This is a genomic window from Terrabacter sp. RAF57, from assembly GCF_052113925.1.
GTDB lineage: Bacteria > Actinomycetota > Actinomycetes > Actinomycetales > Dermatophilaceae > Terrabacter.
Genome location: NZ_JBFRDT010000016.1, coordinates 57,536 through 73,933, shown reverse-complemented (window position 1 = coordinate 73,933; position 16,398 = coordinate 57,536). Strand labels below are relative to the sequence as shown.

Genomic DNA, 16,398 nt, shown 5'->3' with positions numbered 1-16,398 from the left:
CCACCCATGTCCGACGTGCGAGCGTCCGACGAGCCCACGCCCCTCGACAACGGCCACGACCGCGAGGAGCCGCACGACGCCAACGTCGGCGCGCGCCTCAACTGGCTCCGGGCCGGCGTCCTCGGCGCCAACGACGGCATCGTGTCGACCGCCGGCGTCGTCGTCGGCGTCGCGGGTGCGACCGCCGACAAGGCCGCGATCATCCTCGCGGGCATCGCCGCCCTGTCCGCCGGTGCCATGTCGATGGCTGCCGGCGAGTACGTCTCGGTCAGCACCCAGCGTGACTCGGAGCGGGCGCTCCTGACGCTCGAACGCAAGGAGCTGCACGAGGACCCCGAGGGCGAGCTCGAGGAGCTGACCCAGCTCTACGAGGCCAAGGGGATGCGACGCGAGCTGGCAGCCGAGGTCGCGCGCGAGCTCACGGCCCACGACGCGCTGACCGCGCATGCCGAGGCCGAGCTCGGCATCGACCCGACCGACCTGACCAACCCGTGGCACGCTGCCGGCGCCTCGATGCTCGCCTTCGTCGTCGGCGCCATCCTGCCGATGCTCACCATCACCTTCAGCCCGGCCTCGATCCGGATCCACGTCACGGTCGTCAGCGTCGCTGCGGCCCTCGCCCTCACCGGCGCGGTCAGCGCCCGCCTCGGACGCAGCCCGGCCACCCGGGCGGTCCTGCGCAACGTCGCCGGCGGCCTGCTCGCCATGGGCGTGACGTATGCCATCGGCGCGGTCGTCGGGGTCAACATCGGCTGAGCGCGCGGCCACTTCACGGCCCGCACGCGGCATACGACCCGATCAGCGCCCAGCGGGCTGTAGAGTCGAGGTGTCCCAAGCGCCCGTCCGTGGCGCAACCGCCGGTCCGGCGCTCGGGGCACAGGGCGCGCGAGCCGCGTCCACCGGGACTCGAGCCGAGTCCGCCGCCGACACCGACCCAGTCAGGCACGGTGTCGTCCGGGGGCCCAGCCCGCTCGACGTCCTCCGCGTCATCAGGAGGAACATGGCAACGCGCGTCCGCCGCCGACCGACCGACGGCCAGGGCCCCAAGCAGGGGCAGAACGGCCAGAACCAGGGTCAGCGGAAGGCCACCCAGCGCAAGGACGACCCTGCGCCGCTCATCCCCGTGCTCGCGCGGCGGGTCCGCGAGGTCGAGTCCCGCGTCTCGAGCAAGGGCAAGGCCAGCCCGACGAACCGGACCAAGTTCCTCGTCGTGGCCACGCTCATGCGGTCCGAGCGCGCCCGGGTCCGCGAGGACGTGTCGATCCCGTCGGCCACGCGAGCCGACCTGCTCAAGCGCCTCGACGGCATCGCGACGATCCTCGCGCAGATCGCGGCCCGTGACACGAGCCTGCTGACGCTGCTCGACGCGAACGCCAAGCCCGGCCCCGCGGCCCAGCAGATGCGGCGCGACTGGCTCCTCGAGTCGGGCGCCGAGCTCGCCGAGGAGGACCTCGTCATCCAGGCGCCTGAGCCCCCGCGGCCGGTCGTCCCGCCGCAGATCGCGGCCCGCCAGGTGATGCCGCAGTCGGTGCCGTCGCGGGCGCTCGCCAACCCGTTCCTGACGCCCGACGTCGGTCGCGCCCAGAGCGACTACCTTCCCAACCGGCTCGCCGGGTGGGACCTGCTCAGCCCCCTGTACCGCGCCTTCGAGCAGGGCGCCGGCGGAGAGGCAGCGTCGATGGACCTGCCGCCGACGCCGCAGATCGACCGCTTCTCCCCACCCGGGTCGCAGCTCATGGTCCACCAGTCCCGCTTCCTCCAGAGCGTCCAGGAGGGCCACCGCACCTTCCTGCTCGCCGACGAGCCCGGTCTCGGCAAGACGGCCCAGTCGGTCATGGCCGCCTCGATCGCCGGCGCCTACCCGATGCTCGCCGTCGTGCCGAACGTCGTGAAGATCAACTGGGCCCGTGAGGTCGAGCGGTGGACGCCGCAGCGCCGGGTCACCGTCATCCACGGCGACGGCAACGACGTCGACGCCTTCGCCGACGTCTTCGTCGTCAACTACGAGATCCTCGACCGGCACTTCGGGTGGCTCTCGAGCTTCGGCTTCCGCTCGATGGTCGTCGACGAGGCCCACTTCATCAAGAACCTCCAGTCGCAGCGGTCCCAGCAGGTCCTGGCGCTCGGCGACCGGCTGCGGTCGACGACGCCCGGCGGCGACCCGCTCCTCATGGCCCTCACCGGCACGCCGCTCATCAACGACGTCAAGGACTTCGACGCGATCTGGCGCTTCCTCGGCTGGATCAAGGACGGCAAGCCGACCGCCGAGATCACGCGGCGCCTCGACGACACCGGGCACACGCCCGCCGACCGCGCCTTCTACCCGGAGGCCCGTCGCGCGGTCATCGACATGGGCATCGTGCGCCGCCGCAAGGTCGACGTCGCCAAGGACCTGCCCGACAAGCGGATCGCCGACATCACCGTCGAGCTCGACGACGACCTCGGTCGGTCGATCCGCGAGGCCGAGCGCGCCCTGGGGCGCCGTCTGGCCCAGCGCTACCAGTCCCTCCTGGCCGCCGGCGACGGTCGCGAGGAGGACGGCGAGCCCGACACCGCCCTCATGCGTCGGGTCGCCGCCGCGGAGCTGCGCGCCGCGTCGGCCGAGAAGGGCACCGACAACGTCTTCTCGCTCGTGCGCCGCATCGGCCAGGCCAAGTCGACGCTCGCCGCCGACTACGCCGTGCAGCTGTCGCACTCGGTGGGCAAGGTCGTCTTCTTCGCCAAGCACATCGACGTCATGGACGCCGCTGAGCGCGTCCTCGCCTCGGCCGGCCTGCGCACCGTGTCGGTCCGCGGCGAGCAGACCTCGAAGCAGCGCCAGGAGGCGATCGACGCCTTCCAGAAGGACCCCGAGGTCGCCGTCGCGGTCTGCTCACTCACCGCCGCCGGCGTCGGGCTCAACCTGCACGCCGCCTCCAACGTCGTGCTCGCCGAGCTGTCGTGGACCGCGGCCGAGCAGCAGCAGGCGATCGACCGGGTGCACCGCATCGGCCAGGACGAGCCCGTCACGGCCTGGCGCATCCTCGCCTCCGGCACCATCGACTCCAAGATCGCCGAGCTCATCGATGCCAAGCAGGGGCTCGCCGCGCGCGCCCTCGACGGCAGCGACGAGGACATCACGTCGGGCGACACGCTCCAGCTCGACGCCCTCGTCGAGCTGCTGCGCCAGGCGCTCGTCGAGCCCTGACGCCCAGCTGACTCGGGACCCTGGTCCCGTCCCCGCACCCCCGGGGCGGGACGTATGGCCCTACCTCCTCACCGGTCCCCGCGATGGACTGGACCCGCGCCGCTGACCTGCGGCCCGAGGAGGAGACATGAGCACCATGCACGCGATCGTCTACCACGGCCCCGGCCGGAAGACCTGGGACGAGGTCCCGAAGCCGACGGTCCAGGCCGACACCGACGCCGTCGTCCGGGTCGACAGCGTGACCATCTGCGGCACCGACCTGCACATCCTCAAGGGTGACGTCGCGGCCGTCACCGAAGGTCGGATCCTCGGCCACGAGGCGGTCGGCACCGTCGAGGAGGTCGGCCCGGGCGTCAAGAACGTCAAGCCCGGCGACCGCGTGCTCGTCTCCTGCATCACCGCCTGCGGCGCGTGCCGGTACTGCCGTGAGAGCAGCTACGGCCAGTGCATCGGCGGCGGGGGCTGGATCCTTGGCCACACGATCGACGGCACACAGGCGGAGTACGTCCGCGTCCCCTTCGCGGACACGTCGACGTACGCCGTCCCCGAAGGAGTGACTGACGAGGAAGTACTCATGCTCGCCGACATCGGGCCCACGGGCTACGAGGTCGGTGTGCTGAACGGCCGGGTCCGTCCCGGTGACGTCGTAGCGGTGGTGGGCGCCGGCCCGGTCGGGCTCTCCGCCATCATGGGTGCCAAGCTCTTCAGTCCGGCGCACGTCGTGGCCATCGACCTGGCCGATGCCCGACTCGAGGCGGCCAAGCAGTTCGGGGCCGACATCACGGTGAACCCCTCCCGCGAGGACGCCGTCGCGATCGTCCGGGACCTGACGCAGGGTCTCGGCGCCGACGTCGCCATCGAGGCGGTGGGGGTGGCATCGACGTTCGAGCAGTGCGCGGCTCTGGTGCGCCCCGGTGGCACCGTCGCCAACGTGGGCGTCCACGGCGGCCCGGCCACCCTGCACCTGGAGGACCTCTGGATCAAGAACGTCACCATCACGACGGGTCTCGTCGACACCTACTCGACGCCGACCCTGCTCCGGCTCCTGGCCACCCACCACATCGACCTGGCGCAGTTCGTGACGCACCGTTTCCCGATGGCCGACTTCCTCGACGCCTACGACACGTTCGCCCGCGCGGCGGACACCGGAGCCCTCAAGGTGGTGCTGACGCGCTGAGGGGCGCGGGACCTCAGAGGTCGACGTGCATGATCCGCAGGCCCACGCGCTCCCCGGTCGGGAGCTCGTGGGCCCGCGGCACGGTGCCGACGACCGTGAAGCCGAGACTCTCGTAGAGCCGCACCGCACCCGTGTTGGTGGCGACGACGGCGTTGAACTGCATGGCGGCATAGCCGGACTCGCGGGCCCAGTCGAGGGAGTCGACGACGAGCGCCCGCCCGGCGCCGAGACCTCGGGCCTCGGCCGACACCATGTAGCTCGCTGTCGCGACGTGCGACCCGGGGCCGGGACGGTTGCGCCCCATCTTCGCCGTGCCGAGGACGCGATCGCCGTCGACCGCGACGGTGACACGTCCCCCGGGACCGTTCTCGAGCCAGATGCCGCGCGCCTCCGTCTCGGTGAGGTCGGTCGGGAAGGGGAAGGTGTCGCCCGCGCGGACGACCTGCTCGATGACGGGCCACACGAGCGGCCAGTCGGCCTCGTCGAAATCCCGGACAGTGATGGTGGAAGCCACTCGGATCGCCTTACTTCTCAGGGACATTCGCGTCCAGCTCACTCAGCCACGCCACCGACGTCGCGTCGGACGGCATACGCCAGTCCCCACGCGGCGACAGCGATCCGCCCGCCACGACCTTGGGCCCGTTGGGCAGCGCGGAGCGCTTGAACTGGTTGGCGAAGTAGCGCTTGACGAAGACCTCGAGCCAGTGCCGGATCGTCGCGAGGTCGTATGCCGTCCGGTCGGCCTCGGGGTAGCCCGCGGGCCACTCCCCCGCCTCGCTGTCCCGCCACGCGTTCCACGCGAGGTAGGCGATCTTGGAGGGGCGGTAGCCGCGGCGCAGCACGTGGAAGAGCGTGAAGTCCTGCAGGTCGTAGGGCCCGATCATCGCCTCCGTGCTCTGCGGCTTCTCGCCCTCCTTGGCCGGCACGAGCTCGGGCGTGATCTCGGTGTCGAGGATCGAGGTCAGCGTGCCGGCGACCTCCTCGTCGAACTGGCTCGACGACACGACCCAGCGGATGAGGTGCTGCATCAGGGTCTTGGGCACGCCGGTGTTGACGCCGTAGTGGCTCATCTGGTCGCCGACGCCGTAGGTGCACCAGCCGAGGGCGAGCTCGGACAGGTCACCGGTGCCGAGGACGATGCCGCCGCGCTGGTTGGCGATGCGGAAGAGGTAGTCGGTGCGCAGGCCGGCCTGGACGTTCTCGAAGGTGACGTCGTAGAGCTCCTCGCCCCGGCCGAACGGGTGGCCCATCGCCTCGAGCATCTGGGTCGCCGCCGGTCGGATGTCGAGCTCCTCCCACGTGACCTCGAGCGACTCCATGAGCGCGATGGCGTTGCTCTTCGTGTGGTCGCTCGTCGCGAAGCCGGGCATCGTGAAGGCGAGGATGTCACTGCGGGGCCGGTCGAGCCGGTCCATGGCCTTGGCCGCGACGATGAGCGCGTGGGTCGAGTCGAGGCCGCCGCTCACGCCGATGACGACCTTGGGCTGCCCGATGGCGCGCAGGCGCTGCTCGAGACCGGAGACCTGGATGTTGTAGGCCTCGTAGCAGTCGAGCGCGAGGCGGTCCTCGTCGTCGGGCACGAAGGGGAAGCGGTCGACCTTGCGGAGCAGGCCGAGGTCGCCGGCCGGCGGGTCGAGCTCGAGCTCGACGGTGCGGAAGCCGTCGGTGCGCGCGGCGTGGGTGCGGCGGTTGTCGTCGAAGGTGCCCTGCCGCTGGCGCTCCTGGCGCAGCAGGTCGAGGTCGATGTCGGCGACGGAGGCGCGGGCACCCTCGGGGAAACGCTCGCTCTCGGCGAGGAGGGCGCCGTTCTCGTAGACCATCGTCATGCCGTCCCACGACAGGTCGGTCGAGCTCTCGCCCTCGCCGGCCGCGGCGTAGAGGTAGGCGGCGAGGCAGCGGGCAGACGCGCTGCGGGCGAGCAGGTGACGGTCCTCGGCGCGCGAGACGGTGATCGGCGAACCGGAGAGGTTGGTGAGGATCGTCGCGCCGGCGAGCGCCGCCTCGTGGCTCGGCGGGACGGGGACCCACATGTCCTCGCAGACCTCGACGTGCAGGACGAAGCCCGGCACGTCGGTGGCCCGGAAGAGCAGGTCGGGGCCGAACGGCACCCGGTCGCCCGCGACGTCGATCGTCTGGCCGCGCTGGTCGTCGCCGGGCGCGAAGTGCCGCCGCTCGTAGAACTCGCGGTAGTTCGGCAGGTAGGACTTCGGTGCGACACCGAGGATGCGACCGCCGTGGATGACGACGCCGCAGTTGTAGACGCGCGAGCCCTTCTCCAGCGGCGCGCCGACGATGACGACGGGGCGGAGGTCAGCGGTGGCCTCGGCGATGCGGGCCAGGGCGTCGTCGACGGCATCGAGGAGCGGGTCCTGCAGGAGCAGGTCGTCGATGGCGTAGCCCGACAGGCACAGCTCCGGGAAGAGCACGAGGCCGACGCCCTCGTCGTCGAGCTCGCGCAGCTGCGTGATGACGGCGTCGGCGTTGCGCTCGGGGTCGACCGCCACGATCGGCAGGGTGCACGCGGCGACGCGGGCGAAGCCCTGGGCCCAGGAGCTGTAGAAGTCCATGGGCACAGTCAATCGCACGCCCGTGCGGGCAGTGCGTGTGACGCGGGACTCGCCGCGAGCGCGGGCGTGTCCGGGACCATCTTTACTACCATCAGTAGTAGTCGGACACTCGCCCGACGAGCAACCGAGGAGGTCACCATGTCGGACCAGAACCCGGTCCACGTCCTTCACCCGGAGGAGTCCTGGGGCTTCCTCCGCGCCCACGAGTTCGGCCGCCTGGCCTTCCACCTCGTCGGTGAGGTGCACCTGACGCCGATCAACTACGCCCTCGACGGCGAGCGCATCGTCTTCATGACGGCCGAGGGCAGCAAGCTCTTCGGCGTGACGGCCAACCCCGACGTCGCCTTCGAGGTCGACGAGATCGTCGGAGAGCGCGCCACGAGCGTCATCTGCCGGGGCCGGGCGCGCACGCTCGAGGGACAGGCCGCCTACGTCGTCGAGCGCCTCCCCGTGCGGCCGTGGATCGACACCCCGAAGTCCGTCGTCGTCGCGATCGAGGTCGACGAGATCTCCGGACGCCGCTTCGACCTCACGAGGCCGTGGCTGCGGGACCTGCCCACTGGCTGACCGCCTGACCGCCGGGCCGGCACGCGCCCTCGTCTACCCTAGGCGGGTGCCCACGTCCGCCCGGAGCCCGCGCGCGCAGGCCCTGCGGGCGCTCGTGCTGGCGCTCGTCGCCTCCGGCGGAGCCACGGTCGCGCACGCGGTCGGTGGCGGCCACCTCGTCTCGGGCTCCGGCGTGCTCGTGGCGACGGCCCTCCTGACCGGCGCCACCCTGCCGTTCGTGCGCTCGGGCCTGACGGCCGTCCGGTCCGCGGTCCTGCTCGCCGCCCTCCAGGTGGCTGCGCACGTCGTGCACGGGCTCGCGGCGATGGCCGCGGGCTCCCCCGTCCACGGGACCGGCACCGGCCCCTCCCACGCGGCACACGGCATACGCCCCCTCGGTCGCATCGACACGGGCGTCGGCACGGGCGCCGGCACGGCTGACCCCGGTGGCGTGGTCGCGACGAGCGCGCTCACCGACCTGCTCCCGACCCCGACGATGCTGCTCGCGCACGTCGCCGCTGCGGTCACGATCGGCGTCCTGCTGACCCGCAGCGAGGAGTCGTGGCGGGTCGCCTGCGCACTCCTGGCCACGGTCGGCGTCGCGCTGACCCGTGCAGTGCTGTCACTCGCCCACGGCGCCGTTGCCCTGATCCACGCTGTCGCGGCCACGTGCGCGGGACTCCGCGACCCGCGACCCCGGCCGTCGGACGTGCGCGTCCCGGCCGACGTGTGGCGCGCCCGCACCCCGGTGCGTCGCGGCCCGCCCGCCTGCCTCCTCACCTGACACCACCTCGCAGCGCCGGCCACCGCCCGGCCGCTGCCCCACCGTCATGCCCGAGGAGCACCATGTCCGTCATCGATCCCGCACGTCCGAAACCCCTCGCCCGCAAGGGTTCCCGCCCGACCACCGGCCTGTTCCGCGCTTTCTGGCGGTGGCACTTCTACGCCTCCGTCGTCGTCGTCCCGGTCCTGCTCGTCCTCGCCGTCACCGGCCTCGTCTACCTCTTCCGCTTCCAGATCGAGCTGCTCGTCCACCCAGACCTCATGCGCGTCGACCACGCGGCGGGTCAGCTGACGCAGCCGTGGCAGACCCAGCTCGAGGCCGTCCAGGAGGCGTCTCCGGGGGCCACCGTCGTCTCGTTCACGGAGCCGACCGGCGCCGACGCCAGCGCCCGCTTCACCGTCGAGACGGCCGAGGGCCTGACTCGCGACGTCTTCGTCGACCCCTACACGGTGCGGGTGCTCGGCTCGCTCGACCCCGACTCGACGATCAGCGGCACCGCCGTGCGCCTGCACGCCGACCTCATGGCCGGCCGGGTCGGCGACGCCGTCATCGAGCTCGGCGCGTGCTGGGCGATCGTCATGGCCGTCACCGGCTACTACCTCTTCGTCCGCGGTCGGCGGGGGCGGCGTCGGCGGCGTGAGGGCGATGCACCCGGCGCCCGGCTGCGGACGACCCACGCCCGCACCGGAGCGTTCGTCGGCGCCGGGCTGCTGCTCCTCGTGGTCTCGGGCCTGCCGTGGACCGGCATCTGGGGCGAGCAGGTGCAGCAGCTGGCCACCGACCGCGGCACGTCGATGTGGGCCGAGGACCCGGGCGCCCTGTCCAACCCGACCTCGACCTTGGACGAGTCGCTACCGCACAGTCACCACGCCGTCCCATGGGCACAGGGCAAGAGCCTTGTGCCGCAGTCGGATCCGGTCGCGGCCGGAGACGAGGTCAGCGTCGCGAACCTCGACACCGCAGTGGAGGTGGGTGACCGTTCGGGGCTGGCGCACCCGGTGACGGTCGCGCTGCCGTCGGACGACCGCGGCGTCTACTCGGTCATCGGCTACGCCTTCGAGGACCCCGGGGCCGAGCGGACCGTGCACGTCGACCGCTTCGGCGGCCAGGTCGTGAGCACGTACGGCTACGACGACTACCCGGCGCTCGCGAAGGTCGTCAGCCAGGGCATCGCCGTCCACGAGGGGCGCCGCTTCGGCGCGCTGAACTTCTGGCTCACCGCGCTCTTCTGCGTGGCCGTCATCGTGTCGTGCGTGACCGGGCCGGTCATGTGGTGGCGCCGCCGTCCGCGCGGCTCGCGCGCCGTCGGCGCACCCCGAGGGCGTATGCCGCTCGCCTCCTCGCCGCTGCTCGCCGTGCTCGTCGTGGGGCTGGCGGTCCTGCTGCCGGTCTTCGGCGCGTCACTCGTCGTCGTGCTGCTGCTCGACCGCGTCGTCATCCGGCGAGTGCCGCGCCTACGCCAGGCGTTCAACACCGCCGACCGGTAGCGGTCACGACAGGTGCACGCTCACCCCAGAGGTGCCCCCTCCCCGCAGGAGTGCGCGGTGCAGCGCGCACTCCTCGCGGGAACCCGCACCTCTGGCACGAGCGCGCACCCGCCCGAGCGCTCAGCCGACGGCGTCGCGGGCCGCGACGAAGGCGTCGACGCACGCGCGCACGTCGGCCTCCGAGTGCGCGGCCGAGAGCTGCACACGGATGCGGGCCTTGCCCCGCGGGACGACCGGGAAGCTGAAGGCGATGACGTAGACGCCGTTGCCGAGCATGTGGTCGGCGATCTGCGCGGCCTGACGGGCGCCGTCCTCGCCGGGGAACATGACGGGACGGATCGGGTGCGTGCCCGGGAGCAGCTCGAAGCCGGCCTCGGTCATGAGCGAGTGGAAGAGCGCCGTGTTGGCCTTGAGCGTCTCGCGCTTCTCGGCCGAGCTCTCGACGAGCTCGAGGGCGGCCATGGAGCCCGCGACGACGGACGGTGCCACGGAGTTGCTGAAGAGGTAGGGGCGCGAACGCTGGCGGAGCAGGTCGACGATCTCCTGGCGCGAGCTCACGTAGCCGCCGGACGCACCGCCGAGCGCCTTGCCGAGGGTGCCCGTGATGATGTCGACACGGTCCATGACACCGAAGAGCTCGGGCGTGCCCCGACCGCCGTCACCGACGAAGCCGACGGCGTGGGAGTCGTCGACGAAGACGAGCGCACCGAACTCGTCGGCCAGGTCGCAGATCTCGTCGAGCGGGGCATACGACCCGTCCATCGAGAAGACGCCGTCCGTGACGACGACGGTCCGCCTCGCGTCGGCGTCCCGGGCTGCCTCGAGCTGGGCCCGCAGGTCGGTCATGTCGGCGTTCTTGTAGCGGTAGCGCATCGCCTTGGACAGCCGCACGCCGTCGATGATCGAGGCGTGGTTGAGCTCGTCGCTGATGATCGCGTCCTCGGCGCCGAAGAGCACCTCGAAGACGCCGCCGTTCGCGTCGAAGCACGACGAGTAGAGGATCGTCGCCTCCGTGCCGAGGAACTCGCTGATCTGGTGCTCGAGGGAGGTGTGCAGCGTCTGGGTGCCGCAGATGAAGCGCACCGAGGCCATGCCGAAGCCCCACTCGTCGAGCGCCTTCTTCGACGCCTCGACGACGCCCGGGTCGTTCGCGAGACCGAGGTAGTTGTTGGCGCAGAAGTTGAGCGCCTCCGCCTTGAGGGTCGTCACGTGCGCCGACTGCGGCGACGTCAGCTCCCGCTCGCTCTTGTAGAGGCCGGCGTCCTTGATCTCCTGCAGCGTCGCGGCGATCTCGTCCTTGACTGAGCCGTACATCGGTGTCCTTCGCGGGTCGGTGGGGCGTGTGGCGCCACCCAGCGTATGCCCGGCCGTGTTCGCGGAACCGCTGACGTCCTGCGCGGCAGCGGAGGACGTCAGAAGGACGCCCGCGTCCGCGGGCCGGAGGAAGGAGTGAGGTCATGACGACACGACAGGGAAGCCTGGGCTCTCAGGGACGGTGACCGCGCGGCCGTGTCCGTCGACACGGACGAGATGCCCTACAAGGTGCTGCAGATCTGCGGGCGGGTGCGCACCGACACAATCGAGAGGAGGCCGCGAGCGACTGACGGACTCACGCCGAAGTCCCTGCCGACGGGCGCGACCCGGCGTAGCGTGGAGCCACCGTTCATCGGGGGATCGACGACCCAGCGAGGCGATCACATGCCAGAGTTCATGGACGTTCACACCAACATGCCGGGTGTGACATCGGAAGCACTGATGGAGGCCCACCAGGCCGACCTCGACATCCAGGACGACGAGGGCGTCGTGTTCAAGCACGCCTGGGCCGACCCCACGAGCGGCCATGTGTTCTGCCTGTCCGAGGGACCGAGCGCCGACGCCGTGAGGCGCATCCACGAGCGCACCGGTCACCCGGCGGACGAGATCCACGAGATCACGGTCACCGCCTGAGCCTGCAGACCCCGTCGACCGACCCAACCGTTCCTCCTGAACCGGCTGTATCAGCAGCCCCTCAGGAGAACACTGGTTCGCAGGGGCCGTCGCGCCCACTGCGCGGCCCGGGTCGAAGGAGTCCACCATGTCCAAGCGCGCGCTGCTCATCGGGGTCAACGAGTACGCGATCCCGTGGGCGAACCTCCGGGGCTGCGTCAACGACGTCCACGCCGTCGCCGGCGCGCTGACCGACCTCTACGGCTTCGCCGAGTCCGACATCACGATGCTCCTCGACGGCGCCGCGACCAAGGGCGCGATGACGCAGAGCATCGCCGACCTCGTCGACACGGCCCGGTCCGGTGACGTCCTCTACCTCCACTACTCGGGCCACGGCTCGAACGTCCCCGACACCAGCGGGGACGAGACGACCGACCACCGCGACGAGATCCTCTGCCCGCACGACCTCGACTGGAACGACCCACTCACCGACGACTGGCTCCGCACGACGTTCGACCGGCTCGACCCCGGCGCGTCGCTCACCGTCGTCATGGACTGCTGCCACTCCGGCAGCAACACCCGCGAGCCGGTGCTCCTCGGCGGCCCAGCGCCGGAGGTCGTGTCACGCTTCCTGCCCAACCCCGACGACGAGGCCCGCGGTGGCGGCTTCACGGGGACGCCACGACGCGTCCGCCGCCGTCGCCGCGCCGAGGACGTGCACGTCGTCGACATCGCCGAGACCCTCGTCAGCGGCTGCCGCGACGACCAGACCTCCGCCGACGCGCACATCGACGGCGACTACAACGGCGCCCTGACCTACTACCTTGTCCGGGCCATGCGCGAGGACCCGCAGTCGACCTACCGGGCCCTCCACACCCGCACGCTCGCCGGCCTGCGCGGCAACTACGACCAGGTGCCGCAGCTCGAGGGGCGCGCCCCGCGCCTCGACCAGACCTTCCTGTCGGGGGTGGGCTGAGCCGTGTCGACCCTCGTGGGCGCCACGCCCCCCGCAGACCACGAGCCGTATGCCGTCCCGACCGACGCGCACGCGCCTGTCCTCCCCGAGCAGCCGCTGCCCGACCCGCCGAGCGCCGAGGCCACGGCGCCGGCACCCCAGCACGTGGTCACCCCGCCACCCGAGCCGAAGCCGGCCGCCGACGCCGGCCCCGCCCCGGCCCCCGCTCCAGCCCCCGACGCCGACCCCGACGCCGACCCGTCGCGGCCGCTGACCCGGGTCCGCATCTCGCACGGCGACCTGCGCTTCGCCCGCCACCACGTCCTCGTCGGGCACTACCCGGGCAGCACCCTCGTCGGCGGCGAGGGCGCCCTCGACGAGCTGCTCGACGGCCGGCTCTCGCGGGCCGCCCTGCTCGGCATCTACCCCGGGCCGATCGAGACGTGCCAGGTGTTCACCGACCCCGACGAGTGGACCCGCCCGCCGGGTGCGGTCGTGGCCGGGCTCGGCCCCATCGGCGGCCTGAGCGCCGCGTCGCTGGCGCGCGCGACCGCCCACGCGGTGCTGACGTCGGCCCTCGGCCACCTCACGGCCGGGGCCTCGGCGACGAGCACCGAGGTGCGACAGCTGAGGCTCTCCAGCCTGCTCATCGGCACCGGTCAGGGCGGCCTCCCGGTCCGCGACAGCGTGCAGGCCCTGCTGACCGGGGTGCAGCGAGCCAACGACCGGCTCGCCGACACCGACCTGGGGGTGCACATCGCCGAGCTCGAGATCATCGAGCTGTGGCAGGACCGCGCCCTCCAGGCGGTCGAGGCCCTCGGGTCGTCGCTGACGAGCGGCGAGCTCGCCGACTCCTTCACGGCCGGCCTGCGCCTCGAGGAGCGCCCGGGCCGCCAGCGTCGGCTGCTCTTCCAGGAGCCGACCGGCTGGTGGCAGCAGGTGCGGGTGCGCAGCGAGCCCGACGGCGGTCTGTCGTTCGAGGCGTCGATGCGACGGGCGGGCACGCCGACGCGCACCGTCCCGACGCAGCGGGCCCTCGTCGACCGGCTCGTCGAGTCGCTCGTCGACTCCCCGTCACCCGACCCGTCGGCGGCCCGGACGCTCTTCGAGCTGCTCTTCCCCAACGACCTCAAGGCGCAGGCGCCCGACACCGACAACCTCGTGCTGCTCGTCGACCGCGGCTCGGCGCACTACCCGTGGGAGCTGCTCGACGACCACGGCACCGAGGAGGACCGCGAGCCGCTCGGCGTCCGGCGCGGGCTCGTCCGCCAGCTCGAGGGCTCCTCGATGCGAAGCCACGTGCTCTCGGCCACGAGCAGCCGAGCCCTGGTCGTCGGCGACACCGCGAGCGGTCTGAGCGCCCTCCCCGCCGCCCAGAGAGAGGCCCGTGGGGTCGCAGATGCCTTGCGACAGAGCGGTTTCGAGGCCGAGCCGCTCATCGCCGAGAGCGGCACGAAGGTCATCCAGGCCCTCTTCGCGACGTCCTACCGCGTCGTCCACCTCGCCGGTCACGGTGTCTTCGAGTGGCCGCTCGGCGACGGGACGGACGCCACGGTCACCGGCATGGTGCTCGGCAACGGGATGTACCTCACGGCAGGTGAGGTCGGCCAGATGCGGCAGGTGCCCGAGCTCGTCGTCGTCAACTGCTGCCACCTCGGGTCGATGGGACCGAGCACTCCCGTCGGCCCGGCAGTCCCGGGTGCTCCGGGCATGCCGACCGAGCGCGCCGGCAACTACCACCGGCTCGCCGCGAGCTTCGCGACCGAGCTCATCGACATCGGCGTGCGGGCCGTCGTCGCCTGCGGCTGGGCCGTCGACGACGCCGCGGCCTCGACCTTCGCGGCGACGCTCTACGACCGGCTGCTCTCCGGGCTGACGTTCGGCGAGGCGATCGCCGCGGCCCGCTGGCAGACGTGGAACGACCACCCGGCCGTCAACACGTGGGGCGCCTACCAGTGCTACGGCGACCCGGACTACCGCTTGGCCCCCGACGCGGTCGTGCATCGCGCGACGACGGTGCGGCCGGCGCCCGCGAGCGCCGAGCAGGCCAGGGTCGAGATCGAGAACCTCGGACAGTCCGTCGACGTCAGCCGCAACACCCGCTTCGGGCTCGACCGGCTGAGCGAGCTCTACGAGGCCCTCTCGCCCGAGGACCGCGAGGACGACGCGCTCCAGGTGCTCATCGCCCGGACGTACAACAAGTTCGGCGACTTCGGGCACGCGAGGCAGTACTTCGAGCAGACCCTCGAGCGGGGCGGGACGGCCCTGACGGTGCGCGACTTCGAGGTCTGGATCGACCAGGTCGTCCGGGCGGCGGCGGCGAGCGACGACCCCGTCGACGACGCGGTCGCCACGATCGAGTCGGCCATCGACCGGCTGCGCACGCTCCTCGACAACCCCGCGTCCCTCGTGCTCGGGTCGCACGCACCCGAACGGGTCGCCTTCCTCCCGGGCCAGGCCCCCGGGGCGTCGGGTGGCGTCGGCATCGACCGGCTGTGGCGGGTCGCGAGCGCCTACAAGCGGCTCGCCCTCGTCACGTGTCCCGAGCGCCCCGGCTCGACCCGCAGCGGCGACTGGACACGCACGCACGACGCGCTGGCCCAGATGTCCGACTGGTACGCCGCGGCCCGGACCGCCTCGGGAGCCACCGACCGGCGTCGCCACGGCGCGCTCGCCAACTGGCTCGCCGCCGAGCTGGCCCTGCGCTGGCGACCGGTCGAGGGGCGCACCGGGCTCGACCGGTCCGAGGCGCGCCGGCTCATCGACGAGTCGATCGGCGCCGCCCGCGAGGAGGCCTACCTCGCCCCCACCTTCTGGACGGTCGCGGTCTACGGCGACCTGCTCGTCCTCGACGCGCTGTGGAGCCCCCGGGCCACCGACGCCGAGGCCGAACACGCCCTCGACCTCTACCGGCGTGCGAGCGATCTCGGCAGCGAGGAGCAGCTGCGCCAGGTGCGCGACCAGGTCGACTTCCTCATCGTCATGGCCGGCACGGAGGCGCAGCGCCGCGCCGAGTTCCTCCAGACCCTGCGCGATGGTCTCGTGGCCCTCGACGCACCCCCGCCGGAAACGGACGACACGGACGGCACGGTCACCGCGTGACGGCATACCTCGCGTACGTCGTGCCGCCGGCGAAGCGGCGGTGCTCGAGCAGCTCGAGGTCGAGGCGTATGCCGTCCGGGATGGTTCGCGTGCCGCCACCCACGACGACGGGCACCGTCAGCAGGCGCAGCTCGTCGACGATGCCGGCGCGCAGGGCCTCGGCCGCGAGGGTGGGACCGCCGATGCTGACGTCGCGGTCGGCCGAGGCCACGAGCGTCGCGACGGCGGCGGGGTCGAAGTCGCGCTCGAGCCGCGTCCGCGGGCCCGACACGGCCTCGAGGGTGCGCGAGTAGACGACCTTCTCGGCCGCCTGCCAGATGCGGGCGTAGTCGTGCTCGACGGCGTCGTCCGGATCGTCGGAGTCCTCGGTGGGCGCCGTCTGCCAGTAGACCATCACGTCGTGGAGGCGGCGTCCGGTGAGATAGGTGCCGACGTCGCGCTCGAGGTCGTTGACGAACGAGTGCACCTCCCGGTCGGGGGCGGCCCACTGGAAGCCGCCGGCGGCGTCGTTGACGTAGCCGTCGAGCGAGGCGATGGTCGTGTAGATGAGGCGGGCCATGTGTCGACTCTGTCACTCACGCACGCTCAGGGCACCTCGTTCGGGTGGGTCCTGCGCCGGCCCGAGGTCTAGCATGACCGGGGTTTGCGCCCGGCCACCCCGGGCCGA

At 72.2% G+C, this 16,398-nt stretch carries 13 protein-coding genes; 9 read left to right on the top strand and 4 right to left on the bottom strand.

What is annotated here, in order from left to right:
* Positions 1-6 precede the first annotated feature (6 nt).
* The 3 genes from AB4Y83_RS17280 to AB4Y83_RS17270 all read left to right on the top strand — a co-directional run bounded on the left by AB4Y83_RS17280 (position 7) and on the right by AB4Y83_RS17270 (position 4,364).
* Complete coding sequence (locus tag AB4Y83_RS17280; protein WP_056772354.1) at positions 7-756, top strand: VIT1/CCC1 transporter family protein; 750 nt, start codon at positions 7-9, stop codon at positions 754-756.
* A gap of 244 nt (positions 757-1,000) precedes the next feature.
* A complete protein-coding gene (locus AB4Y83_RS17275) occupies positions 1,001-3,187 on the top strand; it encodes a DEAD/DEAH box helicase (RefSeq protein ID WP_442276523.1) in 2,187 nt (728 codons plus the stop codon).
* Positions 3,188-3,314: 127 nt separating this feature from the next.
* Positions 3,315-4,364: a zinc-dependent alcohol dehydrogenase family protein gene (locus AB4Y83_RS17270; protein WP_442297613.1), complete on the top strand. Its 1,050-nt coding sequence runs from the start codon at positions 3,315-3,317 to the stop codon at positions 4,362-4,364.
* A 13-nt stretch (positions 4,365-4,377) separates the two neighbouring features.
* On the opposite strand, the gene AB4Y83_RS17265 is transcribed toward AB4Y83_RS17270, so the two are convergent.
* Both AB4Y83_RS17265 and AB4Y83_RS17260 read right to left on the bottom strand, forming a co-directional pair.
* Positions 4,378-4,878 (bottom strand): GNAT family N-acetyltransferase, encoded by a 501-nt coding sequence (locus AB4Y83_RS17265; protein WP_200958954.1) that lies wholly within the window; start codon positions 4,876-4,878, stop codon positions 4,378-4,380.
* Positions 4,879-4,888: 10 nt separating this feature from the next.
* Positions 4,889-6,931, bottom strand: a complete 2,043-nt coding sequence (locus tag AB4Y83_RS17260) for an NAD(+) synthase (protein WP_442297612.1) — start codon at positions 6,929-6,931, stop codon at positions 4,889-4,891.
* 138 nt (positions 6,932-7,069) lie between these two features.
* Between AB4Y83_RS17260 and AB4Y83_RS17255 the strand changes: the two genes are divergently transcribed.
* The 3 genes from AB4Y83_RS17255 (at position 7,070) to AB4Y83_RS17245 (ending at position 9,748) form a co-directional block, all read left to right on the top strand.
* Complete coding sequence (locus AB4Y83_RS17255; protein WP_442276520.1) at positions 7,070-7,498, top strand: pyridoxamine 5'-phosphate oxidase family protein; 429 nt, start codon at positions 7,070-7,072, stop codon at positions 7,496-7,498.
* Between the two features lie 46 nt (positions 7,499-7,544).
* Positions 7,545-8,261, top strand: coding sequence for a hypothetical protein (locus tag AB4Y83_RS17250; RefSeq protein ID WP_442297611.1), 717 nt, complete (start codon positions 7,545-7,547; stop codon positions 8,259-8,261).
* A gap of 62 nt (positions 8,262-8,323) precedes the next feature.
* Entirely contained in the window at positions 8,324-9,748 is a 1,425-nt protein-coding gene (locus tag AB4Y83_RS17245; protein WP_442297610.1) for a PepSY-associated TM helix domain-containing protein, read from the top strand.
* 120 nt (positions 9,749-9,868) lie between these two features.
* Here AB4Y83_RS17245 and AB4Y83_RS17240 read toward each other — a convergent pair whose 3' ends face one another.
* Complete coding sequence (locus AB4Y83_RS17240; RefSeq protein WP_442276517.1) at positions 9,869-11,062, bottom strand: glycine C-acetyltransferase; 1,194 nt, start codon at positions 11,060-11,062, stop codon at positions 9,869-9,871.
* Positions 11,063-11,278: 216 nt separating this feature from the next.
* Between AB4Y83_RS17240 and AB4Y83_RS17235 the strand changes: the two genes are divergently transcribed.
* From AB4Y83_RS17235 to AB4Y83_RS17225, 3 genes are all read left to right on the top strand, one after another.
* Positions 11,279-11,695: an SCO4226 family nickel-binding protein gene (locus AB4Y83_RS17235; RefSeq protein ID WP_442297626.1), complete on the top strand. Its 417-nt coding sequence runs from the start codon at positions 11,279-11,281 to the stop codon at positions 11,693-11,695.
* 127 nt (positions 11,696-11,822) lie between these two features.
* A complete protein-coding gene (locus AB4Y83_RS17230) occupies positions 11,823-12,650 on the top strand; it encodes a caspase family protein (protein WP_442297609.1) in 828 nt (275 codons plus the stop codon).
* A gap of 3 nt (positions 12,651-12,653) precedes the next feature.
* A complete protein-coding gene (locus AB4Y83_RS17225) occupies positions 12,654-15,731 on the top strand; it encodes a CHAT domain-containing protein (protein WP_442297608.1) in 3,078 nt (1,025 codons plus the stop codon).
* On the opposite strand, the gene AB4Y83_RS17220 is transcribed toward AB4Y83_RS17225, so the two are convergent.
* Positions 15,721-16,290 (bottom strand): dihydrofolate reductase family protein, encoded by a 570-nt coding sequence (locus tag AB4Y83_RS17220; protein ID WP_442276513.1) that lies wholly within the window; start codon positions 16,288-16,290, stop codon positions 15,721-15,723. The genes AB4Y83_RS17225 and AB4Y83_RS17220 overlap by 11 nt on opposite strands.
* Positions 16,291-16,398: the final 108 nt, after the last annotated feature.

Coding starts and splice junctions, on each gene's coding strand:
- AB4Y83_RS17255 (WP_442276520.1), top strand. CDS start 7,070: ATGTCGGACCAGAACCCGGTCCACGTCCTTCACCCGGAGGAGTCCTGG.
- AB4Y83_RS17245 (WP_442297610.1), top strand. CDS start 8,324: ATGTCCGTCATCGATCCCGCACGTCCGAAACCCCTCGCCCGCAAGGGT.
- AB4Y83_RS17220 (WP_442276513.1), bottom strand. CDS start 16,290: ATGGCCCGCCTCATCTACACGACCATCGCCTCGCTCGACGGCTACGTC.
- AB4Y83_RS17275 (WP_442276523.1), top strand. CDS start 1,001: ATGGCAACGCGCGTCCGCCGCCGACCGACCGACGGCCAGGGCCCCAAG.
- AB4Y83_RS17230 (WP_442297609.1), top strand. CDS start 11,823: ATGTCCAAGCGCGCGCTGCTCATCGGGGTCAACGAGTACGCGATCCCG.
- AB4Y83_RS17260 (WP_442297612.1), bottom strand. CDS start 6,931: ATGGACTTCTACAGCTCCTGGGCCCAGGGCTTCGCCCGCGTCGCCGCG.
- AB4Y83_RS17280 (WP_056772354.1), top strand. CDS start 7: ATGTCCGACGTGCGAGCGTCCGACGAGCCCACGCCCCTCGACAACGGC.
- AB4Y83_RS17270 (WP_442297613.1), top strand. CDS start 3,315: ATGAGCACCATGCACGCGATCGTCTACCACGGCCCCGGCCGGAAGACC.
- AB4Y83_RS17235 (WP_442297626.1), top strand. CDS start 11,279: ATGCCCTACAAGGTGCTGCAGATCTGCGGGCGGGTGCGCACCGACACA.
- AB4Y83_RS17240 (WP_442276517.1), bottom strand. CDS start 11,062: ATGTACGGCTCAGTCAAGGACGAGATCGCCGCGACGCTGCAGGAGATC.